Genomic DNA, 24,924 nt, shown 5'->3' on the forward strand with positions numbered 1-24,924 from the left:
GAGGTTGATAGGCTGGGGGTGGAAGTGCAGCAATGCATGGAGCTGACCAGTACTAATCGGTCGAGGGCTTATCCAAAAATCTCCCTACAAAGTGAAGAAGACGCTGACGAAGCTGATTCCGAGTACTTTGCGGGGGACCCATAAGCATACCTCAAAAAGTGAAGCGGAGGCTTCGAAGAGTACACCGAGTACTTTTCGGGGACCCCGAGACACCGAGTAAGGGCTAAGACGCAAATTTTCGTTTCGATCCANGAGCAAGACTCAAGCTTCACCAGTCCACGCGGCTGATTGAGGCGACGAATTGCTTTCAGCATTTGGCGATGCTGAAACCTGAACCTAAGCTGCATGTCTTTTCTGTAGTCGGTTATTTTCCTGAAGTGATTCTGGGAAGTAAGGAGACCGGAAAAAACCCGTTTGGTGGCGATGGCGGAGGGGTTCCACGCGTACCCATCCCGAACACGACCGTTAAGCCCTCCAGCGCCGATGGTACTTGGACCGAAGGGTCCTGGGAGAGTAGGAAGCTGCCAAGCACATGAACCACTGCTGAATATCAGCAGTGGTTTTTTGTGCTTTATTAATAGTAAAAATCATCACTGCCCGAAATTCCATAACCCCATATACTGAACAGTGATCAAAATATTAACAACGTTTAAAACAGGCAAGCAGATCATGGAAAGGAAGCGGTCAAATGAACGCTATTATTTTATACACATCCAAGCATGGATGCGCCGAAGAAGTGGCCAAAGCTCTACAGAAAGAGCTGGGGCCTGGAACGGAAATGGTCAATCTGATGGTGGCAACACCTTCCGATTTACGTCGATTTGATCTGGTGGTTTTGGGAGGCTCCATCTATTACGGGCAAGTTCAAAAGCAGCTGACGGCCTATATGAACCGCGAGAAACAGCAGGTGCTTTCGGCAAAAACAATCGGACTGTACATCTGTGCCGCAGCAGGCGGGGATAAAGCGCAGACAGAGCTTGAACAAGCCTTTCCCAAGGAACTTGTGAATCGTGCATCGGCATGTGCGGTACTCGGCGACAGGATTACTCCAAGAGAACTGTCGTGGGCAGAAAAGCTGGTCCTGCGAGTTGTCAGCGGCAAGAGTGGAGAAAGCGGCGGACTGTTCGAAGAACGTATCAAGCAGTTTGCATCGGAGCTTCATAATGGGTAGAACATCGATTACAGATTGTGGAACACCGAATAATGTGCTAAGATTTGCACATTAAATACGAAGCAGGGAGCTGGGAATTCGGATGGCTCAAGTCAAACGATTCGGGTATGGTCTCCAGGCCCTGATCCTGCTGGCTACGTACAGAAAGTGGGTGTCGAGCATCGAGATGGCCGATAGGATTTCCTGCGAACCGACGGCGCTTCGAAAGATTATGGCACGCTTGACCGAGGCCGGGATTATTGAAGTGAAGCAAGGCAGAGGCGGTGGTTATCGTCTGGCGAAACAGCCTTCCTCCATTACCTTGGCCGAGGTATACCATTCCGTCCATGAAGAAGAACCGTTGTGGGACGGGATGCTGGAGACGACAGGCAACAGCTTGTTCGGAAGCCGGGTACGCGGCTCATTCGATAAAATCATGTCGGATATCCAGGTTCAGGTCACGCGGGTTCTGGAGTCATATACGTTGGCGGATATGGTGGAGATGGAGGTCCCTTATTGACAGAAGCCGATTTTTTTCAGGATAAATGGTGCTATTCTTTGCACATTAATGTGACAAGCAGATGAAACAAGTGACTCGGCAAAGAAAGGGAGAATAGAATGATTGTCAAATGGTATGGCCACTCGTCGTTTCTGTTAACATCGGAGTCCGGAGGCAAGGTGCTGATTGATCCGTATGGTAAATTTCTGGGCTACCGCATGCCGTCGCTTCAAGCGGATATTGTTGCCGTAACGCATGATCACCGCGATCATAATCATGTCCAGGTTGTTGAAGGAGGCTATGTGCTTGTCAATGAGCCTAGACAATATGAGCTGGAGCATGCTGTCATATACGGCATTTCAACCTTTCACGACAATGTTGGAGGGAAGAAGCGGGGAGAGAACACTGTGTTTGTCTTTGAAATAGACGGGTTGCGGCTGTGCCATCTCGGCGATCTTGGTCATCTTCCAACGGCCGAACAACTTGAGCAAATTGGTAAAATCGATGTTTTGTTTGTGCCGGTTGGAGGCACGCGGACGTTGGACGGGGCACATGGGGCGGAAACCGTTCGACTAATCAAGCCACAGATAGCCATACCTATGCATTACAGGACTGAAGCGCTTGGGTTTGCTGGCAAAGTGCTTTTTCACAGAGTAGAGCCTTTTATCCAAGATTCCGGACTGCCGGTGCATCGCGTGCAAGAGTTGAATTTCACGAAAGAGAATGTGACTGACTATCAGGGAATTGTTCTAATGGAGTACTAAACAGAGATAGAAAGCTGGAATGGAAATGGAGAAGGAAAGTGCGGGGAGACTGCTGAACCCCAAGGCAAGGTACGGAATTACGCTGGTTACCGCTGTGCTGGGCGGCCTGATTTTTCAAGTCTTCAAGCTTCCGCTGCCGTGGCTTCTGGGGCCTATGCTTGCGTCATTGATCGGTTCAAATGTTGCAAAAGGATGCTATGCATGGCCATCTCTGCCCAGAAACGCGGGGATGATCGTCGTCGGTTACACAATTGGACTGGCCATGACCGCCCCGGCGCTAAAAGAGATGTCACGAGGACTTCCAAGTATGCTGTTCATGACTCCCATGCTGATCTTGTGGTGCGCGCTCATTGCGGCAGCTGTTGCCAAAATCTCCGGAATCGATTATAGGACGATGCTGCTTGGAAGCATTCCCGGCGGTCTTACGCAGATGATTGTTTTGGCGGAGGAGACGAAAGGCATCGATATTACAATTGTGACCGTAACCCAGGTTATCCGTCTGATGATGATTATCATAACGGTGCCCATCCTGGTCTTCGGGCCACTTGGCGGAGTCAGCGGCGGCTCTTCGGCAGCGGATGTGACGAGGGCAGCGGCTCAGGCCGCCTGGTCGGGGCTGTATCCTAATATTTTGCTGTTCATCCCGGTAAGCATTGCAGCAGCGATTCTGGGAGCGAAGATCAAGTTTCCGACTCCATACCTGCTTGGACCCGCTATCGCAACTGCGATTTTGCAGCTATGCGGATTATCCGGTCCGGCACTTCCGCAGGTACTTCTGGCTGCGGCGCAGCTGACGATCGGAACTTATGTCGGACTTCTGCTCAAACCTGCCAGCCTGGAGCATAAAGTGCGGACCCTTGCGTTGGCGCTTGGAAGCAGTGTATTGCTGATCGCCGGGGCTTGGGGATTAAGCACGCTGCTAACATCAAGAGCCGGAGCGTCTCATGCAACCGCATTGCTCAGCCTTGCCCCGGGCGGCATGGATCAAATGAGTCTGATCGCGCATGAAGTGAACGCTGATTTGTCCATGGTTGCGGGCTATCAGGTGTTTCGGACGTTCTTTATCTTCCTGGCTGTTCCTCCGATTCTGCGGATTTTCTTTAAGCGGGTGGACAGAATAAGCGCGCAGCGGGAGCGGAAGATCCGGCGCGAAGCAAAATGAAGCGAACGACAAGTGGTCATAATATATATTATGTAAACTAATGGAGGGTGACATGCTTTCTGTGCGTCATTGATTCTATGTGGTCATCGATTCTCCATGCCTTGATTCTTGTTCACTTTGCGGTTACACGAAAAAGACGAATGATCAATTTCACCATATGAAAAATTCAGAATAGACTCCTTGCAAAGAACTATAAGCAAATGAGCAAGACGCCCTTAGTCACCAAAAGGTCACTAAGACGCGTCTTGTCTGTTATGTTAAGCTCTCTGCAGACTCTACAACAATCAAAAATCAAAGTTATCCGGGTCGGGACCGACACGAAGGTCCTGGTTAAGCGCGTCGATTCGTGCCATATCCTCGAGGCTCAGTTCAAAATCGAACACGGAGGCATTCTCGGCAATGCGATGCTCCTTCGTCGATTTAGGAATAGTAATGACGCCATGCTGAAGGTCCCAGCGCAGAATAATTTGGGGCACGGTTTTGCCGTACGCACTGGCGATTTCTTTCAGAACCGGCTGTTCCAGCAATCCGCCTTGCATGAGAGGCGCCCAGGCCTCCAACTGAATGCACTGCTCCCTTGTGTAGCGCAGGAGCTCCGTTTGCGTCAAGTAAGGATGGAATTCGACCTGGTTAACCATAGGTTTCACTTCAGCATCCGCCAGCAGATCCTCCAGATGGTAAACCTGGAAATTGCTCACCCCGATCGCCCGGACGCGACCCTCACGGTACAGCTTCTCCAGCGCGCGCCAGGCATCCTTATACTTCCCGGCCACAGGCCAGTGAATCAAGTACAAATCGAGGTACTCTAAGCCGAGCCGTTCCAGACTTGCGTCATAAGCCGATAGCGTCTCCTCATATCCCAGATCGGCATTCCATACTTTGGAGGTGACGAACAGATCCTCACGGGACAGCCCGCCTGCCTCAAGCGCTTCGCGAATGCCCTGACCCACGCCGGATTCATTCGCATATACAGCAGCGGTATCAATGCTCCGGTATCCGTTTTTGATTGCCGACTTCACGGCTTCGATCAGTTCGCGGCCTTCCTCCACTTGAAAAACGCCCAGTCCCATCCGAGGCATCTCAATTCCGTTATGCAGCGTCGTTGTGCTGTGAATATTAGTGATCATTGTTTCATCCTCCTGTGTTAGTAAAGTTAAATTAGGATTGCGCGGAATCGGCACATGTTAGATCAGGCGTCTCATAACCGGCAGCCGCATGACTTGTGGTCCGGTCCTTCTTCTCCAGAGCAAGCGCCCACACGTTAAGCAGGACAGCGCCAACTACCATCAGAGCTCCGATCCATGCCGTATGGATCAGTCCGAGCGAATCGGCGACAATGCCGCCGAGAAAAGCGCCCAGTGCAATACCCGCGTTGAACGCGGAAATGTTAACCGCAGAGGCCACATCAACAGCCTTGGGCACGTAGCGTTCGGCCAGTGTAACGACATGGATCTGCAGACCGGATACACTCATAAAGCCTAACAGTCCCATTCCGAAAATAGTGATTAGGGCCGGAACCTTAAATGGTGCGGTAAAGGTAAGAATCAGCAGCACGACGGCCTGCAGAATGAACATCCGAAGCAGGGCCGTAAGCGGGTTCCGGTTGGCGGCGCGACCGCCGATCACATTGCCGATGGCAATCGCAACGCCATACAGCAGCAGAATCAGGGCAACCGACGAGGTAGCGAAGCCGGTAATCTCGTGGAGCAGGGGCGACAGGTAGGTGAACACGACGAAGGTTCCTCCATAGCCAAGCGCCGTAATCAGAAAAGCGAGCAGCAAAGGACCGTTCGTAACCAATTTAACTTGTTCACGCACAGGAGTCTTTACGCCGCCTCTCAGCTTGGCGGGCACAAGAATCAGATTGGCGATGAACGCGATGATGCCGATCAGCACAATAGCGGCAAAAGCAGCCCGCCAACCGAACTGTTGGCCAATAAAGGTGCCGAGCGGAACGCCAGTAATCGTGGCGACGGTTAAGCCTGAGAACATGAGGGCAATCGCGCTGGCCCGCCGGTCTTCAGGCACGAGATCAGCGGCAATCGTAGAGCCGATAGACATGAAGACGCCGTGCGAGAGGGCGCTAATAACCCGCGCGATCAGCAGCATCGCGATTCCGCCGGACAGAGCGGCGACCGAATTGCCGAGCACAAAGACGATCATGATTCCGAGGAGCAAGATTTTACGGGGAATTCCCGACGTAAGGGAGGTAAGCACAGGCGCCCCAAAGGTTACTCCGAGTGCGTATAAGGTAACGGTTAATCCGGTTAAGGTAATGGATATATGAAAATCTTCAGCGATCAGGGGCAGCAGCCCCACACTGATAAATTCGGTAGTGCCGATGGCAAACGCGCTGATGGCCAGCGCTAGCAGTGCCAGTCTATTGCGGTTCGCTGTCTCTTTCATGGATTCTCACTCCTATCTGGTATTCTCCGGCCGGTATGTGTTATTATGTACGCAACCGTGAATTTTGAATAGTACGTACTTCAAAGTACCATAGGCACTAAAAAGTACCTATAAATCCCGAAGAGATGGAGGCGTGCCGTATGGCCGTGAAAAAATATAATATTCCCGTGGAAGCAACCCTTGAGATTATCGGGGGTAAGTGGAAGTGCGTGATCCTATGTCACCTTACACATGGAAAGATGCGCACAAGCGATTTGAAACGCCAAATGCCGTCAATTACACAGAAGATGCTGACCCAGCAGCTTCGAGAGCTGGAGGACGACGGCATTGTGAACCGGATCGTCTACAACCAGGTTCCGCCGAAAGTGGAGTATGAGCTCAGCGAATACGGCTGGAGCCTTCAGCCGATTCTGGACTCGCTTTGTGCCTGGGGAGAGAGACATATCATCAACGAGTATGGCGATAAGTTCGCTGTGCTTGAAGACAATATCCTGAACCATACGGAGAAGAAGTTCAGCGGTGAGCCGGTGATGTGAAGATATCTGAACGGTTGAAAGGAATAACAGAACGAAGAGAGGTCGCCCTGAGGGTGGCCTCTCTTGCGTGGATAGAGCAGGTGAGTGGGACAAACCCAATAACCAAACATAATAAATGTTATGTAAACCACTGTTAAGAATATCCTTAAAGTTAGCCGTTCAATCATCCTCGAAACAAACCTCAAATGAATCATCGGCTGATCATAAAATGAGTCGGTTCATACCAACACTTCATTAATGATCGTATTTCAACATATGAAAAATTCACAATAGAATCTAAAAATCATCTCTCTTCTCGCATCATTCTCTCCAATCCATCCCTTTCAGCAACAAGCAGCCAATGCTTACATGTAAAAAGGACGCCGAGGCGTCCCGAAACAAACTGCTACACTGCGTTCTCCTTCTCTATAACTACAGGAGCGGCCGCAGCGCTCTCCCTTGCTGTAAGGCGGCGATGCGCGGTGAAGAGAAACGGGAGACCGGCAGCCGTTGTCAAAGCAAGCGGAAAGAAAATAGCAAGCCCGTGATCCGCGCCCCAGAAATCGATCAGGATTCCTCCAAGGATCGGGGCGATGACGCTGCCGATGCCGTTGAAGCCGATCGTGCCGAAGTAGGTTCCCTTCCATTCCGGCTTCGCAACCCGGTCGATGAGCATATCCATCATGGTAAAGAGCAAAACTTCCCCGATCGTAAAAAGTACGACGCCGAACATCAGCAGCGGCAGTCCGTTTGCGGAACCAAATACGAGCATTGATGCCGACACGCACAAGTTGCCGAATATTAGCGGGATAACAGGCGGGAAATTCCGAAACGTCCGAACGATCGGAAACTGGACGACGAGCACGGTGACGGCATTTAGTGAGAGCATATAGGAGAAGGCTTGTCCGCCGTTCGCAAAATGCGTATTCAGTGCCAGATACTGTGCGAGCGTAGAGCTGAAGTGACCGTATCCCAGTACACAGAAAGTCGTACCAATAAGTATCGGCAAGAAGACACGGTCGCGCCCGGTTACCGACAGCGCTTCACGGAGCCGTGGGCTTTGAGCTGCCGAGCGGGAAGGAAGCTGTCCGCCGTGAACCGAGAACTGCATGATGAGCACGAGTCCATATAGGATATACACGGCCGCTGCGATCAGAAACGGAAAGGTCGACTGGGCGGAGCCAAGCCGCAGACCGATGATTGGCCCAAAGACGACGCCGAGATTGACGGCTGCGTACCTGAGATTGAAGACGAGCAGCTTCTGGCTGCTTGGTGTAATGTCCGACAGCAGAGCCCGCGAGGTCGGCTCAAACACGGAGCGGCATAGGCCGTTCAGCGTATTGACCAGCAGAAATACCCATAAATGTCCGGCCATTGCGAAGCCGACGAACACGGCGGCCCAGCAGAAGATCGAGATCAGCATCACTTTCTGGCGTCCGATGATGTCCGAGATATAGCCGCCATAGAAGGAAATGGAGACGCCCGCCAGAGAACTCGCGGCAATTGTTATCCCGGTCTGGGTCGGAGTCGCGCCAAGCACTCGGGTCAGATAGATGGACAGAAACGGGATACTCATCGAGGTAACCAGTCTGCCGAACATGGTTCCGATAATGATGGTCCATGCCAGCGGATGAACTTGCCTTAGTTTCAGTTTCATTATGTTCTCCTTACAAGTGCGGTATTGTCAACAGACATGTTGTATAGTATATAATTTTAATATTAAAAAGGGGAAGGAAAAGTGAAATCTTACACGAAATGTTTTCACCTTTTATAAGGAGGAGAGAGAGATGGAACAGTCTCATTACTTCAGGCTGGCGAAGGCGCTTAATAATCCGGAAAGCCCTGGAATCCCGGTTCAGGTTACAATTGAACAGCTGTCTGAGCTGCTGTGCTGTACACCGCGCAACGTGAAATTTATTCTGCGGAAGCTGGAGGATCAGGAGCTAATCGCATGGAAGCCCGGAAGAGGAAGAGGGCACTTGTCTTCCCTGACCTTTTATCGGAGTACGGATGATATGGTGGAAGAGAGCTTCCGGGACCTACTCAGCAAGGGGAAGATCAAGGAGGCTATTGAGCTGATCCGGACGTCTGCGGCTGGCAATCTGCTTCGGGACCGGCTGATGACCGAGCTGACCAGGCATATGGGCTTCCGCAGCGCTCCAGCCTCATCGTCCGGCAAGGATGTGCTGCGCATGATGAGAGGAAGGGTGCTTGAGCGGTTGGACCCGGCCTTTGTATATACGGCTTTTGAAGCTTATATCATTGGTCAGGTATGCAGCACTCTGGTGGTCTACAATGCAGCGGAGGACCGTTTCTCACCGGGACTGTCGCATACCTGGGAGCATAATGCGGATTATACGGTCTGGAACTTCTATTTGCGGAAAGGGGTAAGGTTTCATCATGACGGACAGCTGACAGCTAAGGATGTGAAGTATACACTGGAGCGTTTATTACAGCTAGACAGCCCTTCGCTATGGCAGTTCCGGGAGTTGAAGGAGGTAAGAACCGCAGGCGATTATACGGTTAGTTTTTGCCTGGAAAAACCGAACCGTTTCTTTCTGCACACCGCAGCCTGTTTGTATATGTCCATCCTTCCCCATGATGTCGGACTGTCGGAAATCCCTGTCGGCACCGGACCCTTTCGGGTGAGCGAGATGAACGAGGACGTACTTGTCTTGACCGCTTTTGATAGCTATTATGGCATCCGACCGCTTCTGGATCGCGTGGAAATCTGGTTTTTCCTGGAGCATGCAGGCAGTGACCGCCGCTACGAAGTTGCAGGGGAGGAGAGTCCTGTCCAAGAGCTGATGTCCTGGAAACAGTATAACAGCAGCATCGATTATCCAGCCTCCGGTTGTCGGTATATCATGATTAATTTTGGGAGAGAGGGCGTTCATCACCGGATCGAGGTCCGGCAGGCGCTGCGGCACTTGTACGACAGGGAGGCCGTTATCCGCGAGCTTGGAGGCAGCAGGTATAAGCCGGCGGACAGCCTTCTGCCCGAGATCAGCCGGGAGCGGGACATCCCGGAGGGGAGCCTGCAGACAGCGAAAGAGCTGCTGATGCAGGCGGAGTATGCTGGAGAGCCAGTGACATTCGCTTATACAATGAAAAAGGAAGAGATGGAGGAGGCCGAATGGCTGCGCGCCCGTGCCCGGTCGATCGGACTCAATCTGGTCTTGGTGCCGCTCAGCAGCAGGGATTCACGGATGGATATGGTGGACGCCGATCTGATGCTGGCCGAAGAGGTGCTGGAGGACGACTGGGAATGGGGAATGCTGAACTTTTACAAAAATGACCAAAAATCTCTGCGGCAAATGCTTGATCCGGCGGCGAAGAAAGCACTAAATCAAGCTCTGGAGAACGTTTTTCAGTTGAACACACAGGAGCGATTCAATCGGATTCGGGAAGCCGAATCCCTTGTCCGGGAGAATCTCTGGCTGCTGTATACTTGTCATCTCAACAAAAAAGCGAAGCTCAGCGACAGCCTGCTCGGCAGGCATACCGGTTCGTTCGGGTTTCTCGATATCTCCAGGCTTTGGGTTAAAAATACGGGGGTCAAGGAGACTTAATCGGTTGAGGCAGGGTAGCCCAGCGATCTCCAGATCTCGCGTACCCGTTCCTCGCCATCGTAATAATCGGACTTTTCGCCGAGATGATAAATGTCCTGATCGGGCAGGATATTGATTTTGCCTGAATCGGGATATTCGGCGATGTCGAGACCGTTCAGGGTGGACAGATCGAGATAGGTGCAGGGCTGGTCCGTATGGTTGTACAGCTGATGTGCTCCGCCAGGTCCCGCTTCAAAGAACAGGATATCGCCTTCCTTCACCTCCGTAATGCCTTCCGGCGCGCGAAGCAAGGCCCGTCCGGAGAGGATAACGAACATTTCCTCGGCATTGCGGTGGAAATGGTACGGGTACGAAAATATGCCCGGCTCCAGCCGGCGGACATCAAAATCGAGCCGGGAGGCCTTGACGGACTTCCACAAATCGTCGGTGCTTGAAAAAGCGAACTCCGGCAGAGGCGCAGATCTCTTGTTGAACGACAGCTCATTTGTATGAAAAATAGATGCCACTGTACTCACTCCTTACAGATTGGATGAATGCTGGTCTTATGTATTATTGTACCATTTTGGCCCAATATCCGGCGTGAAAAAGGCTCTCCCGATCCATCCTGATCTATCGGAAGAGCCTTGAAATTATCGGTTAAGCTGGGGCTGAACATGTTGACTGAAGGAGAGCATTAGGGCTTATTTGCCAATATTTGCTGATATGTCCGCCTTTAAAGGATTCAGCTGTAAATGCTGTGGTCGGCTTTGGCGAACTCGGCGGATTTCTCCTTCATGCCTTGTTCGATCGCTTCGGCATTTTCCAGATTATTCGCCTTGGCGTAGGCCCGGATATCCTGCGTAATCCGCATGCTGCAAAATTTCGGCCCGCACATGGAACAGAAGTGTGCTGCCTTAGCCCCTTCGGCGGGGAGCGTCTCGTCATGGTACTCAGCGGCCCGTTCCGGATCGAGCGAGAGCGCGAACTGGTCTCTCCAGCGGAATTCAAACCTCGCCTTGGAGAGGGCGTCATCCCGCTGCTGCGCGCCGGGATGGCCTTTGGCCAAATCGGCGGCGTGCGCCGCGATTTTGTAGGCGATGACGCCTTCACGGACATCGTTCTTGTCCGGAAGACCCAGATGCTCCTTAGGCGTCACGTAGCAGAGCATGGCTGTGCCGAACCAGCCGATCATGGCCGCTCCGATGGCCGATGTTATATGATCATAACCCGGCGCAATATCCGTCGTGAGCGGTCCCAGGGTATAGAAGGGGGCTTCCCTGCACACCTCCATCTGGCGGTCGACGTTCTCTTTGATCTTGTGCATCGGCACATGGCCGGGGCCTTCGATCATCACCTGGACATCATGTCTCCAGGCGATTTCGGTAAGCTCGCCGAGCGTATCCAGCTCGGCGAATTGCGCTTCGTCGTTGGCGTCGGCGATCGAACCGGGACGGAGGCCGTCGCCGAGCGAGAAGGCGATATCGTACGCCTTCATGATCTCGCAGATTTCCTCAAAATGCGTGTAGAGGAAATTCTCTTCGTGATGCGCCAGGCACCAGGCGGCCATAATGGAGCCGCCGCGCGAGACGATGCCGGTGACGCGCCCGGCGGTCAGGGGGACATAGCGCAGCAGTACGCCCGCGTGGATCGTGAAGTAGTCCACACCCTGTTCCGCCTGCTCGATCAAGGTATCGCGGTACAGCTCCCAGGTCAGATCCTGCGCCTGGCCGCCTACCTTTTCAAGCGCCTGGTAGAGCGGCACGGTGCCAACAGGAACCGGGGAATTGCGGATGACCCATTCCCGGGTCGTATGAATATGCCGGCCGGTGGACAGGTCCATCACGGTATCGGCTCCCCAGCGGGTCGCCCACGTCATCTTCTCGACCTCCTCTTCGATGGAGGAGCTGACAGCCGAGTTGCCGATGTTGGCATTGATCTTCACGAGGAAATTCCGGCCGATAATCATCGGCTCGCATTCCGGATGATTGATATTGCCGGGGATGATCGCCCGCCCGGCCGCCACTTCGTCGCGGACAAAGAGGGGATCGAGGTTCTCGCGGATGGCGATGAACTCCATTTCCGGCGTGACGATTCCCTGCCGGGCGTAGTGCATCTGCGTCACATTGCCGCCGATCTTCGCTCGCAGCGGTTCTCGCTTAAGGCCCGGATAGATTATTCCGGTATCCAGCGCTGCTTCTTTTGCACGCAGTCCGTTGTCCTCCGGTTTAACCGGCCTGGCCGCGTATTCCTCCACATCGTTCCGCTCCAGTATCCAGTTTCTCCGAAGCGGCGGAAGTCCCTGACGGATGTCGGCTGGCGAGGGTTCGCCTCCTGACGGTCCGCTTGTGTCATAGACCCGGACCGGCGGATTATCCACCGTTCCTTCCACGCTCTCCGTACGGCTGAGCGCAATTTCTCTCATCGGCACCCGGATGTCCTCACGGGAACCTTCCACATACACCTTGTGACTGGCCATTCTACGATTCCTCCTCATGGTTAGTGAAGCGCAGAGGAGCCCGTACGCCAAAAAGACCGCATCCCGAAAGAAGCGGTCTTTGTACATACAAAGCCTGTAACGATTCCTCCGCTGGCATTACCCAGATCAGGTATTACGGTCGACGACATGCGGTCATCCTCTCAGCCTGGCCGGTTCCAAGCTCCCGTGTACTATGATGTTGTCCGTTTACAGATTAACCCAAATCTCACGGATGCGCAAGATGCTAACGATTAATTTGTCCGGTTATCCCATGCGCGAGCCTCAGGGACTCGGCAGCACCCCTTAAGGATAGCGGAGAATCACTAATAGTTGACGCAGCGCCGCTCACCTCGCCCAGCACCTGAATCGCATGCTTCAGGCTCTCGGCGTACGGGTCGACAGCGCGCAGCTCAATCTTCTGCTCGCCTTCCGGCTTAAAAGCCAGAAGCGAGGATTCGCCGTTGTCGCAGTTCTCGCGGTAGACGAGCTTGGCGGATTCGAAATAAGCCTCGAAGCCTACTGTGAAGGGGTAATGGGACGGCATACCGGAGGAAGCCATAACCGTAATGCGCGGAGAAGCGCTGCCGAATCCGATGACTGCATTCACCAGAGACTCGCCGGGATTCGGGTACTCTGTGCCCCATGCGTATTCGAGAGCGGGTTCCGATGCCAGGGAAGCGGCTAGATCCAGCTCGTGGATCATCAGTTGAAGCGGCAGCCTGGATAGACTGAGGTCCCCCCACAGGGGAGCTGTCTCTCTATATAACGATAAGGACAGCAATCGTCCATACGTGCTTCGGAGTGCGCACTCCCGCAAATACGCATAGGCAGGATCAAACAGGATGAAGCGGTTGACCAGCACCTTCCGGCCATATTTGACTTCCGCTTCCAGCATTTGTTCCGCTTCTTCCGGTGTAAGGCTGACGGGGGTTTCACAGAATACCTGTTTGCCATGCGACATTGCTCTCACTGCAATTTCGGAATGCAGTGCGGTGGGAAGGCATATATCGATAATGTCTATAGATGGATCGCGCAGCACCCGGTCCAGATCAGTGGTGACATCGACCTCAAGCTCCGCTTCCATTTTTTTCAACTTCTCATTGTTTCGGCCAAAGACAGTTACACCATCCACTCCGTCCATTTGCTTGAGCAGCTTGGCATGATATGCGCCGAATCCTGTTCCCAGAACTCCAATTTTCATCCGCTGAACACTCCCTCATTGTTAATGATTCCATGATATACTTCGATTGTTGACAACAGCCTGGCAGCAATGGAAGCATCTGTAGTGCCAATTTTTAGCCGTGCTGCGGAATGAAGGAGGAGATCTGATTGAGACTGCATCGGCTTATAGCGATCCTGCTTCTGCTAGAATCGAGGGGCCGAATCAAGGCGAGAGAGCTTGCCGAGGCTCTGGAAACGTCGGTACGCTCCATTTACCGGGACGTGGATACCCTTAGCGAAGCGGGCGTTCCCATCATAAGCACTTCAGGGCCGGGGGGCGGACTGGCACTGATGCCGGGGTATACCCTCGATCTCAAAACGATACATAACGACGATATCATCCAGCTGTACCTGACCGGCCTCGGCATCCGCTCCGGGGGAGGAAGTGAATCGGGGCAGAGACTTCAGGCTGCGCTGCTCAAGCTGGAAAAAACACTTCCCGAATCCTACCAGCCCGATCTGCACAAGGCGAAATCCAGGTTCTGGTTCGATGATACGCCCTGGTGGAGCGAGAAGAAGCCCTTGCCCTGTCTGGAGACAATCCGTGCCGGCATATGGAAATCGTTGAAGCTGAAGCTGCATTACCGCAAACACAGCAGTGACAGCTCGGTTCGGATAGTCCGTCCCTATGGACTCGTTGTCAAGCAGGGGGACTGGTATTTGGCGGCTTACTGCGAGACCGCGCAGGATCTGAGAATCTTCAGGTGTGAGCGCGTAGAGCAAGCGGAGCTAGTGGAGGAAGAGTTTGAAATCCCGCCGGATTTCAGGCTGGAAGCCTTCTGGAAGGAAAAGGAGGAGGGCTTCAAACAGCTTCGCCGGGATGAGGAACATTATCCGGTTGTTCTCAGGCTGGATGATCCCGTCCCGCTTCTGACAGGCAATCTAGATATACTGAAGCTCGATCGGCGTGACGGAGAAATATGGGCTACAGTGAATTTGTACGGCTATGAGGCCGCCTGCCGCGAACTGCTGCCCTTGATCGGAGTAGCGGAAGTAATGGAGCCCGGAGAGATACGGACATATGTCAGGAAGAAGCTGGAGGCCATACATAGCCTATATGTATAATTTAACTGGTGTAGGCAACATGACGTACAACGCAATATCCCCCCTCTATGAAAAAATAGAACGTCCGGGAGAGAATGCTCTGCCGGGCGTTCTTTTGCTGCATGTGTGCTAATCGTTCACCGGAATACGGGCTTGTCTCATGGGCGATCCGGGACGTAGAGTGGGCTGTCGCGCGAAGATGGCCGGGTGGCCGAGGCCGGGAATTACCCGGCCTTTTTGCCTTGGCATTTTTTACACACATTAAGCGTTTCTCCCTGACTGCCCTTGACGGTGTACAAAAGCTTGATCCGGGTGCTTCCGCACAAGGGGCATGTTCCCCTGCCCCGGGAAGGCATACGCCACAGCGCTTTTCCCCGTTTGTTCTTCGACATGCGCGAATCCCTGCCTTTATTAACAAGATAAGGTATCATATGCGGAAGTTTTATAAATTGCAACTGTCGAATTAACAGAAAAACTATAGAATTTTGTGATATAATGCCAGCAAAACTGACTGGAAAGCGTGTCCATAATGACGATCAAGCCTATTAACTGCAAAAACCTGAATCCAAGTCCCACTCCCGAGATATGCATGGAGCACTACGGTTGCATTTATGAGAACAATCATCTCATAACTTTGCTGATCGATCCCAAGGACGGGAGCATTGCGGATGCCAACAAAGCGGCCTGTTCATTTTATGGCTACAGCCTCAAGCAGTTGAAGAAATTGAATATCTCTGATCTGCACACCTCGAATGCCGACCCCGTGAATCCAGGCTTTTTGACACAGGCGCTTGGTGTGGAGAGAAAGGGAGCAGGGGCGAATCGCATATTTCAATTGCGTCACCGGCTGGCGGATGGTAGGGATGTTGATGTCGAGGTCCATACCGGCTCCATCATCATGCTCGGCAGAGATTTACTGTATACCGTAATTCATGACATCAGCGACCGAGTCCGCTCCGAACGTCTGCTGAAAGAGAGCGAAGAGAGATACCGGGAAGTGGTTGAGCTCTGTCCCGACGCCATCCTGGTTCATCGAAACGGGACGATTGTATTCGCCAACAAGCGAAGCGAGGCTCTCTTCGGCGCCCGTAAGGACAAGCTTGTCGGGAATCGTCTGGAGGACTACTTGACCGACTCCGGAATGAGCTCACAAGAATACCGCAAGATGCTCAGGCTGAAGACGCTCCGTAAGAACGCGAATCTTCAGGTGAGCGTAGTCCGGCATGATGGCCGCTCCTTTGATCTCGAAATCGCCGGCGCACCGATTACCTTCCGCAGCGAGCCGGCGGTGCAGCTTGTACTGCGGGATGTGACAGGGAGCAGACAGGAGATCAGACGTGCCGTTCAGCTGCAGGAGCGTCATTTCGCCGGGGATTTTCCGCTTCCGGGCAGAGCCGAATTCACGAAGCTGTACGTACCGGCAGAGACGCTGAGCGGGGATTTTTATTTTTTTCACCGGATTAGTGACGACGAGGTTATCGGCTTGATCGGTGACGTGATGGGCAAAGGAATATCGGCGGCGCTCGGCATTTCGGCGGTCCGTATGCTCTTCTCGGATCTGGCTCTCCGTATTCATGACCCGGTTCGTCTTCTGTCCGAGCTTAACCGGCGGGTGCTGAAGCATATGGAGGAGGACTACTTCTCCACACTTTGCTTTCACATGAACTTCACCCAAGGTCTCCTGAACGCCTCCGGTGCCGGTATTAATGAATTTATTCACCGGACCCGGGATGGCGCTGTGAAGAAACTGACCGTACCGGGTGCTCCGGTAGGCATGTTCCCGCACAGTATTTTTGAATCAACAGTTGTTCCGTTCGTTCCCGGAGACCACTTATGTTTCTACAGCGATGGATTGGAGTTGCTGGACGGCGGTGCCGAAGGGGAGAGAAGGTACTGGGATTACGATTCACTGAAGCTCGCGATACATGAATCTGTATTGAAGGATGACTGCACATGGTTAAATCTGCTAATCAAATAAATAGCGGTGACCGTCTTCCCGCAAAGGGTAAAGAGGTAATTGTGTACGGCCTGGAGCGGCATTCGGGCGTGATCGACGGAATCATCCGGGAGCTTCAACTGGAAGAGGCCGCTTTCGCCGTCAAGCTCATGCTGACCGAAGCAGTGACCAACGCATATAACCATGGCAACGGCTGCTGTGATACCAAGCCGATAACCATTCGCTATTCCCTTACGGACGGTCTGCTGTCCGTGCAGGTTGAGGACGAGGGCGGCGGGATCGATCCCCACTTTCTCTCAGACCCCATGGTTGGGGAAGATCTGCTTGCAGAGAGCGGCAGGGGTCTGTACCTGATCCGCTGTTTTGCGGATGAAGTATTGGCGGACAGCCGGGGTATCACCATGGTTAAGCGTATTTAGCAACGGCGGCAGCCGGATAAATATTCTGTAGCTTGACACGGAGGAATGATTACACTGAGTCTAAAAGTTAAAATAAGCATATGTCTCGTGCTGATTATCAGCATACCGCTCGTTATATCCGGATATTTCTCGTACAGCCTGTCCTCGGATGCCCTTCAGTCCGCCATACAAGATGAACTCCGCAAGACGACCGCTTCGGCTTCAGAAGCCGTGGAGAGCAAGCTTGATACCGTCCGCCACGATTTGGAGATTGCGGCCCTTAACGGCGATCTTGCCCGACTGGCCGGGAATCCGGGTAGTCAAGAGCTTCGAACCGCAGTTTATCGCTATTCCGCCGATGTCCAGCAGCAGAACAAGGATCTGATCGAGCTGCTTATCATCGCGGATTCCCAGGGACAAGCCCTGGTAACAAGCGCATCGGATGCACCCGATCTGAACGTAAGCGACCGCGAATATTTCAAGCAGGCGCTGCAGGGCAGCCCGGCCGTCAGCGATGTGCTTGTATCCAAGGACAGCGGGAACCCGATTGTCGCCATTGCGCTGCCGCTTCAGAGCGGCGGAAGCACGGCGGGCGTCCTGATCGGAACCATTCCGTTCACCGCCATCTCGTCTCCGGTTGATGCCGTGAAGATTGGCAACAATGGCTATGCCTACATGCTCAACAAGAGCGGGCTCGTGCTGGCTCATCCGGTGAAAGACAAGATTATGAATGAGAACTTTACGGATAACGGACATAAAGAAATGAATGATCTGGTCAAGCAGGTGGTTGCGGGAAGCAGCAATGAAGGATTCTATACCTTTGAGGGCATACATAAGTTTGTAACCTTCCAGAAGTCGGGGAACTGGCTGGTGGCGACTACCGCGGATTATAATGAATATATGGCTCCCGCGTTCAAAATCCGGACAGGTACTATCTGGATCACCGCAGCGTGCATTGTGGCTGCTATCGTGGTTGCCCTGATCCTTACCCTGCTTGGCATTCTGCGTCCGATCAAGCGGCTGCAGTCGGCTATGGTGGTTGCCGGTGAAGGAGATCTGAGAGTACGGACGGATATCCGGACAGGAGACGAGTTCCAGACGCTTGGCGGAGCCTTTAATCAGATGGTACAGAAGCAGGAGGAGATGATCGGAAGCATCCAGGCGGGTTCCATGGCGCTGATGAATATGTCGGAGGCGCTGGCCAGCTCGTCTGAGGAATTCAGCGCGTCGATCGAAGAGATCAACTCCAGCTCTCAGGAAATTGCTGCGGGGGCGGAGAACAGCAACCAGTCCGTGCTGGAGGCTTCCCAGGTGCTGGTCCAGATGTCCAGTCTGGTTCAGCTGGCCCAGAGCAAAGCAAGTACGGCGAATGCCAACGCGATTGCGGCCAATGAAGCCGCTCAGGACGGCCGGGTCAAAATCGCGGATACCGTGAAGGCCATGGAAGTGATCCATGCCAATACGGGAGAGACTGAGACCATTCTGGAGGCGGTTCATGCCCAATCGGCGCATGTCTCTGAAATTGTCGGGGTCTTGAACGGCATTGCAAGGCAGACGAATCTGCTCGCGCTGAATGCGGCGATTGAAGCTTCGCGAGCCGGGGAGCATGGAAGAGGATTTGCCGTGGTGGCGGGCGAGGTCAGAAAGCTGTCCGACGAATCCAACCTCAGGGCTACCGAGATATCCGAGATGATCGGCGAGATGGTGAATCGGATCTCGACTGCCGTAACCGCGATGCGCGGCGCCTCCCAGGCGGTGAAGGAAGGCCGGGGAGTCGTACACGAAACCGACCAGGCCTTTATGCGAATCATGGAAAAGGTGCAGAATATCGAGGGCAATGTTGATGAAATCGTGGATATCACCCGGGATGAAGTTGCTACATCGGATCAGATCATCAAGCTGATCGATTCCATGGGGTCGGTCTCGGAACAAGCGGTATATGCGAGCGAAAGCGTGGCCAGCGCAATTGAACAGCAGGCATCGACAGTTAACCAGATCGCCGCTTCGGCGCAAGAGGTAAGTGCCACTTCAGTCGAACTGGAGCATCTGGCGGAGAACTTTATAATACGAGGTGAACAGCATGAGTGAAACGGTGATCCGGATTCCGCAGGAATTCTCCGTCGAGAAAGCCTGGCTATTCAGGGATGAGGTCCGCAGTCTTATTGAAGAAGGAACACTTGTCTTTATGCTGGATTTCAGCGACTGCGCCTTTATCGACAGTACGGGGCTCGGCGTGATCGTGAGTTCCTACAAGAAGTGCGTGGAAGCGGGCGGCAATATCCGGTTAAAGTCGCTCTCGCCAAATGTGATGAATGTCTTCCAGCTGACGAGACTGAATCATGTGTTTGAGATTCTTCCCTAGAAGGCATATCAAGATTGAAATCATCCATGAAGCTACTCTTCGGCGGTTATCCGCTGTAGAGCAGCTTCTTTTTTTGCGCAAAAAGGGGCGTTTTGTACTTTACAAATGAACAGGTTGGTTATATAGTTAGTTACATGAGTAATTAACCAATTAGGTTGTCTGGAGGTGCGAAAATGGATGACAGCCGACCAATTTTTCAGCAGATTTCGGAGAAGATCGAGAATGATATATTGGAAATGAGGCTGCCGGAGGAGAGCCAGGTCCCATCCACCAATCAGTTCGCGGTTCTGTACCAGATCAACCCGGCTACGGCAGCCAAGGGTGTGAATGTGCTGGTGGATGATGGGATTCTGTACAAGAAGCGCGGCATCGGCATGTTCGTTGCGGAAGGAGCGAGAGAGAAGCTGATGGAGAAGAGACGGGAGCATTTCTATGAACAGTATGTAGTGGCGCTGCTCCAGGAAGCGAAGAAGCTTGGCATATCGGTGGAGCAGGTTACCGCGATGATCTCGAAAGGAGCCGGGGACAGATGAATATGATGACCGTAAAAGGTTTGAGCAAGCGATACAAGGATTTGATTGCCGTCGAAGACATTTCCTTCAATCTGGAGCAGGATCGGATCTACGGATTGATCGGGAGAAACGGCGCGGGTAAGACGACATTGATGCGTATGCTGACGTCCCAACTGGAGGCCAGCTCCGGGGAGATCCGCATATTCGGTGAGCATCCCAGGGAGAACAGCCGGGTGCTTAGCCAAATCTGCTTCATCAAGGAGAGCCAGCAGTACCCGGATCATTATAAAGTTCGCGATGCGCTGGATGTCGGGGCATTGCTGTTCCCGCAGTGGGATCGCGGCTATGCGCTGGAGCTATTGCGTGACTTCGATCTTCCCGAGAAGCGCCAGGTGAAGAAGCTGTCGCGAGGAATGCTCTCCAGTCTAGGTATCATCATCGGTCTGGCTAGCAGAGCCCCCTTAACGATGTTTGACGAGCCTTATTTGGGGTTGGATGCGGTTGCCAGAGAAATTTTTTACGACAGGCTGCTTGAAGATTATCAGCTCAATCCCCGTACTTTCATTATCTCGACTCATCTGATCGACGAAATCAGCCGCATACTCGAACATATCCTGCTCATCGACAAAGGCCGGCTTGTACTCGATACAGAGACAGATGAGCTTCGAGGAACCGCTTATACCGTGACCGGCCCTGCATCCGCAGTTGAGACCTTTCTTCAGGGACGCAGCGTCATGAGCCGCGAGCACATTGGAGGGTACATCAAGGCATCGGTCCGGGAGACCCTGAATTCTCAAGCGCAGAGGCAGTCGGTGGAATTGGGTCTCGATCTATCCTCGGTATCCCTGCAGCAGCTCATTGTATATATGACCGGGAAGAGACAGAACGACAGAGAGAGGGAGGAAAAGATGTTATGAACCGGGTCCGGGGGGTATGGGGAATTCAAATGAAGGGGATCAGAGGGGCACTTTTCAGTCCCTGGCTGATTGTTGCGGCTATTTTCATCTTGAACTTCATCGGACTTCAGGTTGCCGGCACATCGACGGGGGTGGATGAAGGCTATAACGGGGCTATCGTAACGCTCTATATTTACGCTTTTGTATACAGTATCGTTATGGTCAATCAGACCTACCCCTATGCAATCGGCATGAGCGTCCGCAGGGCGGATTATTTCAATGGAAGCTTGCTGTTTCTGGTCTTCACCGGCGCCGTAAGCGCAGTAATCACGGTGATGCTGAGTACGGTGGAGCAGTGGACCTCCAGATGGGGTGGAACGATCCAATTCTTCACCTTGCCGTATATTAATGAAGGAGGAGTACTGCGGCAATTCATTGTCATCTTTATCCTCATGATGGTGTTTAATCTTAGTGGCTTCTTCTTCGGTTCGCTTCACCGGTGCTTTAAAGGTAAAGGGGTGTGGATGTTCTTTGGAGGATGTGCCGTTGTTATTGGACTTCTGATTTATATACCGGGAGGCCGGGAATCATTGTTGAACATTGCGAATTGGATAGGTAATCATGACGCGTTCACAATGGGGTTGATCTCTATTCCATTGGCAGGGGTTCTGGCGCTGGTCTCATGGGCATTGCTGCAAAAAGCGGAGGTATAAGTGTAGATGGGGTTTCGAATAACATAATAAATATTATGTAAACTTAATTGCATGAATAACTCTGGATGGCGCTCTTCGACGAGCGCTTTTTTTCTTTGGACCATACAATCGTTCACCATGTAAAATGAAGAGAGGCTCGAATGGGCCAATTCTTCATCGGAGAGAGAGGCATAAGAGAGATGGAATCCATCACGATCAGGCAAGTGAGCTGGGGAACGCCGGAATACCATGAGGCACTGTCGCTGCGGGATAGAGTGCTTCGCCGTCCGCTTGGGATGAGCATCATGGATGATCCCTGGCAGCAGGAAACCCAGGACATACATATTTGTGCCGGCAGCAGCGGTGAATGGGTTGGCGTCTTGCTGCTGCGGAAGCTGGATGACATAACGGTCCAAATGAAACAGGTTGCCGTTGACGAGGTGGCAAGAGGCCGGCAGGTAGGCAGTCGAATGGTCGAATTTGCCGAAGCTCTTGCCAGAGAAGAGGGATATCACCGGATCGTGCTGCATGCGCGTGAAACGGCGGTTCCTTTTTATGAAAAAATGAATTATAAGTGCGAAGGGGAAGGATTTACGGAAATCGGCATTCCCCACAGGCATATGTACAAGGTTATCCGATAGTGTCTGAGGCGCTCTCATGTGCTTCGTGATAGACTCCCTTCCATCTGGTTTTTGATACCTCGTTAAATTCCTGCTGGGCATCGATAATTGCATGCTTTAGTTCTGTCTAAGGCGACTTTCAGCTTTCGTGGTTGGAATACGGTTGTATGAGTGCATAATCGATGCCTTGCTTAGTAAGAATTCTTCCTCGTAAGTATAATCTGCTGGTTAGTTACCACTCAAAGAATTTCATCTCAAAATCCTTATGTACCGGTGAGAATTACATGAGTTTCTTTAGCAAGGTATTATATTTAAAGCACTACCTTGACAGTCATAGTAGTGTGTCGTATCATGCAAGTGTGGAGGTGATTGTATGAGCGAGAACAAAATCACATCCGACCTGCTGCGCGGTCATACGGATACGATGATTCTACGGCTCTTGTCCGAAGCTGACCGCTACGGCTATGAGATTGTCAAGTTGATTGCCGAGCGCTCGGGTGGTGAGTATGAATTAAAGGAAGCCACGATGTATTCCAGTGTCCGTCGGCTTGAGGCAGACGGTGATATCGAGTGGTATTGGGGCGATGAATCTCAGGGCGGACGGCGTAAATACTTTAGGATTACCGAGAAAGGCAAGGAAACTTACGCCCGCAACAAAAGCAACTGGGAGTATGCAAAACGCGTGCTTGAGAGCTTATTATAGGGAGGCTTGATGTTATGAATGAGAAATTGAACAACTATTTGAACGGCGTGTTCGCACCATACGATGGGGTAAAGAGCGTTGCCGATTTAAAGACCGACCTGCTCTCCGATTTGCAGGAGCGGTTCCAAGAGCTTAAAGCCGAAGGCAAGGACGATGAAACAGCCTTTGAGATGACCGTTGACAGCATCGGCGACATTGAGCAAACGGTGCAAGAGGTGGCTAATCTCTCCCGCTCGCTGGAACGGCAGGTGGTGACTAACTTAAGTGCAAGCAACCTGCCGGAGAGCGACTTTGCCGGCGTTATCGCGCATAAAGCAAAATTTGCAGCGAGTGCGTTACGGGGCTCCGACTTTACGGGTGCTGACTTGACGGGCAGCACATTTGCGAGCAGTGACGTGCGTGAAGCCATTTTTGACCATGCCAATCTGACTGACTGCAACCTATCTACCAATGATCTTACGGATTCGAACTTCCATAAATCCATCCTTGAACGTACCAGCATCAGCAAGTCGGGTCTGGATGGAGCAAAATTCATCGATGTAGAGCTAACAGATGTCAAGTTAACCATGACCGATCTTAGAAAAACAGTCTTTGTTAGATGTACCTTTAGCGGAGTGGATTTCAAATATACGGATCTGCGAGGGCTGCGATTTGACGGGCAGACCTTCATAGGCGTCAAATTTGACAAGTCGGCGCTGAACGAGGTTTCCTTTAAAGATGCGGTACTCAAAAATGTTTCGTTCCTTGCCGGCTTTGCTTTGTCCAAGAAGTATTACCGGGCCATTAAAACCATCTGCTTTGACGGCGCAGTCATGGATAAGCTGACCTATGCTGCGCTTAAAGGCATGGATGCCGATTTGTCCAAGGTTATTGTTCGATAAGGAGTGGGAACTGATGCAGAATAATTCGATTCAAGTCATTGGCCTGCAAAAGTCATACAAGTAGCAGCAAGTCCTAAAGGGCGTTGACTTCGAGGTGGCAAAGGGCGGTATTTTCGCTCTGCTCGGCTATAACGGAGCGGGCAAGACAGCGATTGTCAAAATCCTCGCCACACTGCTCAAACCAGACAGCGGCAGAGCCGCCATAAACGGGTTCGATGTGGTGTCCAAATCCGGTGCCAACTGAGTCGATGCCGCCGGTCGTTCGCGTCTTTGCCGATAACCAGCCGGTGACTGCGATCGTGGAAGCCATTCGTGCGCTATTGTCCGGACAGCCGGTAGGCAAGGATATATGGCTCGCTCTGCCGTGGTGTGTTGGGATTTTGCTCGCAGCGTACTTTATTGCGATGAGAGTATATAAAAAGCGGGTGTGAAATAGTAAAAGACGGGGAAAAACGGCCTCAAAAAACAGCGTATAACATAAATTATACGCTGTTTTGATTCAGAAGGATTGAATCCGCGGCTTATGTCCAGTTATCCATAGAAAATGAAGAATTCTGGAGCGCAAATAAGCGCTGTGAACGGACGAGGTGAATCAGACTTCAATCCAATTGAGGAGACAATCATGGAATGATCCAATACATAGCGCTTGCTGGAGAATTATGCCATGATGAGTTCGGAGTTATTCGGAGATAAAGTTATTGGAAAGGCGGGAGAAAAAGTGGTAACCACACCTCATGGGATTGGCGGATTGTTTTTCGGAGGATTTACTGTATTCGGCATTTTAATTTCGCTGGTTTGGATGGTCATTGGGGTATATGTCGTGATACTCGTGATTAAAGCACTGCGCAGAGCGATCGAGGCGCTTGACCTCTATATTTATTCCAAAAATCGGGAAATTCGCAAAACCCATGAATCAAGCAATATTGATCTCAATAAATGAAAATAACATAACATAACTCATATTATGTTAACCAATTCGTGACAACTTCCCCTTACACGTAAACAAGAAGGATCAGACATAGAATGATTGATTCAGAAAGCGGTGGAGTTCTGTAAGTACAAGGCAGGGTGGAAGTAAATAAACCGGCTTCTTTCTGAAACAAGCTCGATTCCGG

General features: G+C 52.1%; 24 protein-coding genes, 1 rRNA gene and 2 pseudogenes. 21 read left to right on the forward strand and 6 right to left on the reverse strand.

Translation table 11 applies throughout. The features are described 5' to 3' along the window. Positions 1-413 precede the first annotated feature (413 nt). From rrf to KIH86_RS22460, 5 genes are all read left to right on the forward strand, one after another. Positions 414-530, forward strand: a 5S ribosomal RNA gene (rrf, locus tag KIH86_RS22440). Between the two features lie 158 nt (positions 531-688). Continuing rightward, entirely contained in the window at positions 689-1,171 is a 483-nt protein-coding gene (locus tag KIH86_RS22445; RefSeq protein ID WP_223083608.1) for a flavodoxin domain-containing protein, read from the forward strand. Between the two features lie 82 nt (positions 1,172-1,253). Beyond that, positions 1,254-1,670, forward strand: a complete 417-nt coding sequence (locus KIH86_RS22450) for an Rrf2 family transcriptional regulator (RefSeq protein ID WP_223083609.1) — start codon at positions 1,254-1,256, stop codon at positions 1,668-1,670. A 98-nt stretch (positions 1,671-1,768) separates the two neighbouring features. Continuing rightward, positions 1,769-2,413 (forward strand): MBL fold metallo-hydrolase, encoded by a 645-nt coding sequence (locus KIH86_RS22455; protein WP_223083610.1) that lies wholly within the window; start codon positions 1,769-1,771, stop codon positions 2,411-2,413. Positions 2,414-2,438: 25 nt separating this feature from the next. Further along, on the forward strand, positions 2,439-3,575 hold the full coding sequence (locus tag KIH86_RS22460; RefSeq protein WP_223083611.1) for an AbrB family transcriptional regulator: 1,137 nt from the start codon (positions 2,439-2,441) through the stop codon (positions 3,573-3,575). Positions 3,576-3,859: 284 nt separating this feature from the next. Here the strand turns inward: KIH86_RS22460 and KIH86_RS22465 are convergent, their stop codons facing one another. Then, positions 3,860-4,702: an aldo/keto reductase gene (locus KIH86_RS22465; RefSeq protein ID WP_223083612.1), complete on the reverse strand. Its 843-nt coding sequence runs from the start codon at positions 4,700-4,702 to the stop codon at positions 3,860-3,862. 31 nt (positions 4,703-4,733) lie between these two features. After that, positions 4,734-5,981 (reverse strand): MFS transporter, encoded by a 1,248-nt coding sequence (locus KIH86_RS22470; RefSeq protein ID WP_223083613.1) that lies wholly within the window; start codon positions 5,979-5,981, stop codon positions 4,734-4,736. 140 nt (positions 5,982-6,121) lie between these two features. On the opposite strand from KIH86_RS22470, the gene KIH86_RS22475 reads away from it, so the two are divergent. Continuing rightward, positions 6,122-6,517, forward strand: a complete 396-nt coding sequence (locus tag KIH86_RS22475; RefSeq protein ID WP_223083614.1) for a winged helix-turn-helix transcriptional regulator — start codon at positions 6,122-6,124, stop codon at positions 6,515-6,517. A gap of 385 nt (positions 6,518-6,902) precedes the next feature. Here the strand turns inward: KIH86_RS22475 and KIH86_RS22480 are convergent, their stop codons facing one another. Further along, positions 6,903-8,153, reverse strand: coding sequence for an MDR family MFS transporter (locus tag KIH86_RS22480; protein ID WP_223083615.1), 1,251 nt, complete (start codon positions 8,151-8,153; stop codon positions 6,903-6,905). Positions 8,154-8,283: 130 nt separating this feature from the next. Between KIH86_RS22480 and KIH86_RS22485 the strand changes: the two genes are divergently transcribed. Beyond that, positions 8,284-10,068 carry an ABC transporter substrate-binding protein gene (locus KIH86_RS22485; protein WP_223083616.1) on the forward strand — a complete coding sequence of 595 codons (1,785 nt, stop codon included), beginning with the start codon at positions 8,284-8,286 and terminating at the stop codon, positions 10,066-10,068. On the opposite strand, the gene KIH86_RS22490 is transcribed toward KIH86_RS22485, so the two are convergent. From KIH86_RS22490 to KIH86_RS22500, 3 genes are all read right to left on the reverse strand, one after another. After that, complete coding sequence (locus KIH86_RS22490; RefSeq protein WP_223083617.1) at positions 10,065-10,574, reverse strand: cupin domain-containing protein; 510 nt, start codon at positions 10,572-10,574, stop codon at positions 10,065-10,067. The genes KIH86_RS22485 and KIH86_RS22490 overlap by 4 nt on opposite strands. A 215-nt stretch (positions 10,575-10,789) precedes the next feature. Beyond that, positions 10,790-12,523: a phosphomethylpyrimidine synthase ThiC gene (thiC, locus tag KIH86_RS22495; RefSeq protein WP_235775549.1), complete on the reverse strand. Its 1,734-nt coding sequence runs from the start codon at positions 12,521-12,523 to the stop codon at positions 10,790-10,792. A gap of 244 nt (positions 12,524-12,767) precedes the next feature. Then, the gene (locus KIH86_RS22500) at positions 12,768-13,724 is read right to left on the reverse strand and encodes a Gfo/Idh/MocA family protein (RefSeq protein WP_223083618.1); all 957 of its coding nucleotides are present in this window, start codon (positions 13,722-13,724) and stop codon (positions 12,768-12,770) included. A gap of 128 nt (positions 13,725-13,852) precedes the next feature. Here KIH86_RS22500 and KIH86_RS22505 point away from each other — a divergent pair, with 128 nt between their 5' ends. The 14 genes and pseudogenes from KIH86_RS22505 (at position 13,853) to KIH86_RS22570 (ending at position 24,749) form a co-directional block, all read left to right on the forward strand. Beyond that, on the forward strand, positions 13,853-14,809 hold the full coding sequence (locus KIH86_RS22505; protein ID WP_223083619.1) for a helix-turn-helix transcriptional regulator: 957 nt from the start codon (positions 13,853-13,855) through the stop codon (positions 14,807-14,809). Positions 14,810-15,377: 568 nt separating this feature from the next. Next, positions 15,378-16,766 carry a PAS domain S-box protein gene (locus KIH86_RS22510; RefSeq protein ID WP_223083620.1) on the forward strand — a complete coding sequence of 463 codons (1,389 nt, stop codon included), beginning with the start codon at positions 15,378-15,380 and terminating at the stop codon, positions 16,764-16,766. After that, on the forward strand, positions 16,742-17,164 hold the full coding sequence (locus tag KIH86_RS22515; protein WP_223083621.1) for an ATP-binding protein: 423 nt from the start codon (positions 16,742-16,744) through the stop codon (positions 17,162-17,164). The genes KIH86_RS22510 and KIH86_RS22515 overlap by 25 nt, the downstream gene beginning before the upstream one ends. 45 nt (positions 17,165-17,209) lie before the next feature. Further along, positions 17,210-19,231, forward strand: coding sequence for a methyl-accepting chemotaxis protein (locus KIH86_RS22520; protein ID WP_223083622.1), 2,022 nt, complete (start codon positions 17,210-17,212; stop codon positions 19,229-19,231). Beyond that, positions 19,224-19,505 carry an STAS domain-containing protein gene (locus KIH86_RS22525; protein WP_223083623.1) on the forward strand — a complete coding sequence of 94 codons (282 nt, stop codon included), beginning with the start codon at positions 19,224-19,226 and terminating at the stop codon, positions 19,503-19,505. The genes KIH86_RS22520 and KIH86_RS22525 overlap by 8 nt, the downstream gene beginning before the upstream one ends. Before the next feature lie 173 nt (positions 19,506-19,678). Then, the gene (locus KIH86_RS22530; protein WP_223083624.1) at positions 19,679-20,038 is read left to right on the forward strand and encodes a GntR family transcriptional regulator; all 360 of its coding nucleotides are present in this window, start codon (positions 19,679-19,681) and stop codon (positions 20,036-20,038) included. After that, a complete protein-coding gene (locus KIH86_RS22535; RefSeq protein ID WP_223083625.1) occupies positions 20,035-20,934 on the forward strand; it encodes an ABC transporter ATP-binding protein in 900 nt (299 codons plus the stop codon). Before KIH86_RS22530 ends, KIH86_RS22535 begins: the two co-directional genes overlap by 4 nt. Further along, the gene (locus KIH86_RS22540) at positions 20,931-21,626 is read left to right on the forward strand and encodes a hypothetical protein (RefSeq protein WP_223083626.1); all 696 of its coding nucleotides are present in this window, start codon (positions 20,931-20,933) and stop codon (positions 21,624-21,626) included. The genes KIH86_RS22535 and KIH86_RS22540 overlap by 4 nt, the downstream gene beginning before the upstream one ends. A gap of 140 nt (positions 21,627-21,766) precedes the next feature. After that, a complete protein-coding gene (locus KIH86_RS22545) occupies positions 21,767-22,246 on the forward strand; it encodes a GNAT family N-acetyltransferase (protein ID WP_235775550.1) in 480 nt (159 codons plus the stop codon). Between the two features lie 352 nt (positions 22,247-22,598). Next, entirely contained in the window at positions 22,599-22,928 is a 330-nt protein-coding gene (locus KIH86_RS22550) for a PadR family transcriptional regulator (RefSeq protein WP_223083627.1), read from the forward strand. A 14-nt stretch (positions 22,929-22,942) separates the two neighbouring features. Continuing rightward, positions 22,943-23,809: a pentapeptide repeat-containing protein gene (locus KIH86_RS22555; RefSeq protein ID WP_223083628.1), complete on the forward strand. Its 867-nt coding sequence runs from the start codon at positions 22,943-22,945 to the stop codon at positions 23,807-23,809. A 13-nt stretch (positions 23,810-23,822) separates the two neighbouring features. Continuing rightward, positions 23,823-24,038: pseudogene (locus KIH86_RS22560) on the forward strand (ATP-binding cassette domain-containing protein); the annotation flags it as partial. 4 nt (positions 24,039-24,042) lie between these two features. Beyond that, a pseudogene (locus tag KIH86_RS22565) lies at positions 24,043-24,240 on the forward strand (ABC transporter permease); the annotation flags it as partial. Positions 24,241-24,473: 233 nt separating this feature from the next. Continuing rightward, on the forward strand, positions 24,474-24,749 hold the full coding sequence (locus KIH86_RS22570; RefSeq protein WP_223083629.1) for a hypothetical protein: 276 nt from the start codon (positions 24,474-24,476) through the stop codon (positions 24,747-24,749). Positions 24,750-24,924 lie beyond the last annotated feature (175 nt).

This window comes from Paenibacillus sinensis, from assembly GCF_019904155.1.
GTDB classification, from domain to species: domain Bacteria; phylum Bacillota; class Bacilli; order Paenibacillales; family Paenibacillaceae; genus Paenibacillus_AQ; species Paenibacillus_AQ sinensis.

Excerpts from the sequence above, each read along its gene's own strand:
- KIH86_RS22525 (WP_223083623.1), top strand. The coding sequence starts at position 19,224 with ATGAGTGAAACGGTGATCCGGATTCCGCAGGAATTCTCCGTCGAGAAA.
- KIH86_RS22480 (WP_223083615.1), bottom strand. The coding sequence starts at position 8,153 with ATGAAACTGAAACTAAGGCAAGTTCATCCGCTGGCATGGACCATCATT.
- KIH86_RS22455 (WP_223083610.1), top strand. The coding sequence starts at position 1,769 with ATGATTGTCAAATGGTATGGCCACTCGTCGTTTCTGTTAACATCGGAG.
- KIH86_RS22485 (WP_223083616.1), top strand. The coding sequence starts at position 8,284 with ATGGAACAGTCTCATTACTTCAGGCTGGCGAAGGCGCTTAATAATCCG.
- KIH86_RS22515 (WP_223083621.1), top strand. The coding sequence starts at position 16,742 with ATGGTTAAATCTGCTAATCAAATAAATAGCGGTGACCGTCTTCCCGCA.
- KIH86_RS22445 (WP_223083608.1), top strand. The coding sequence starts at position 689 with ATGAACGCTATTATTTTATACACATCCAAGCATGGATGCGCCGAAGAA.
- KIH86_RS22450 (WP_223083609.1), top strand. The coding sequence starts at position 1,254 with ATGGCTCAAGTCAAACGATTCGGGTATGGTCTCCAGGCCCTGATCCTG.
- KIH86_RS22465 (WP_223083612.1), bottom strand. The coding sequence starts at position 4,702 with ATGATCACTAATATTCACAGCACAACGACGCTGCATAACGGAATTGAG.
- KIH86_RS22460 (WP_223083611.1), top strand. The coding sequence starts at position 2,439 with ATGGAGAAGGAAAGTGCGGGGAGACTGCTGAACCCCAAGGCAAGGTAC.
- KIH86_RS22500 (WP_223083618.1), bottom strand. The coding sequence starts at position 13,724 with ATGAAAATTGGAGTTCTGGGAACAGGATTCGGCGCATATCATGCCAAG.
- KIH86_RS22545 (WP_235775550.1), top strand. The coding sequence starts at position 21,767 with ATGGGCCAATTCTTCATCGGAGAGAGAGGCATAAGAGAGATGGAATCC.
- KIH86_RS22550 (WP_223083627.1), top strand. The coding sequence starts at position 22,599 with ATGAGCGAGAACAAAATCACATCCGACCTGCTGCGCGGTCATACGGAT.
- KIH86_RS22535 (WP_223083625.1), top strand. The coding sequence starts at position 20,035 with ATGAATATGATGACCGTAAAAGGTTTGAGCAAGCGATACAAGGATTTG.
- KIH86_RS22520 (WP_223083622.1), top strand. The coding sequence starts at position 17,210 with ATGATTACACTGAGTCTAAAAGTTAAAATAAGCATATGTCTCGTGCTG.
- KIH86_RS22470 (WP_223083613.1), bottom strand. The coding sequence starts at position 5,981 with ATGAAAGAGACAGCGAACCGCAATAGACTGGCACTGCTAGCGCTGGCC.
- KIH86_RS22555 (WP_223083628.1), top strand. The coding sequence starts at position 22,943 with ATGAATGAGAAATTGAACAACTATTTGAACGGCGTGTTCGCACCATAC.
- KIH86_RS22540 (WP_223083626.1), top strand. The coding sequence starts at position 20,931 with ATGAACCGGGTCCGGGGGGTATGGGGAATTCAAATGAAGGGGATCAGA.
- KIH86_RS22510 (WP_223083620.1), top strand. The coding sequence starts at position 15,378 with ATGGAGCACTACGGTTGCATTTATGAGAACAATCATCTCATAACTTTG.
- KIH86_RS22475 (WP_223083614.1), top strand. The coding sequence starts at position 6,122 with ATGGCCGTGAAAAAATATAATATTCCCGTGGAAGCAACCCTTGAGATT.
- thiC (WP_235775549.1), bottom strand. The coding sequence starts at position 12,523 with ATGGCCAGTCACAAGGTGTATGTGGAAGGTTCCCGTGAGGACATCCGG.
- KIH86_RS22530 (WP_223083624.1), top strand. The coding sequence starts at position 19,679 with ATGGATGACAGCCGACCAATTTTTCAGCAGATTTCGGAGAAGATCGAG.
- KIH86_RS22570 (WP_223083629.1), top strand. The coding sequence starts at position 24,474 with ATGATGAGTTCGGAGTTATTCGGAGATAAAGTTATTGGAAAGGCGGGA.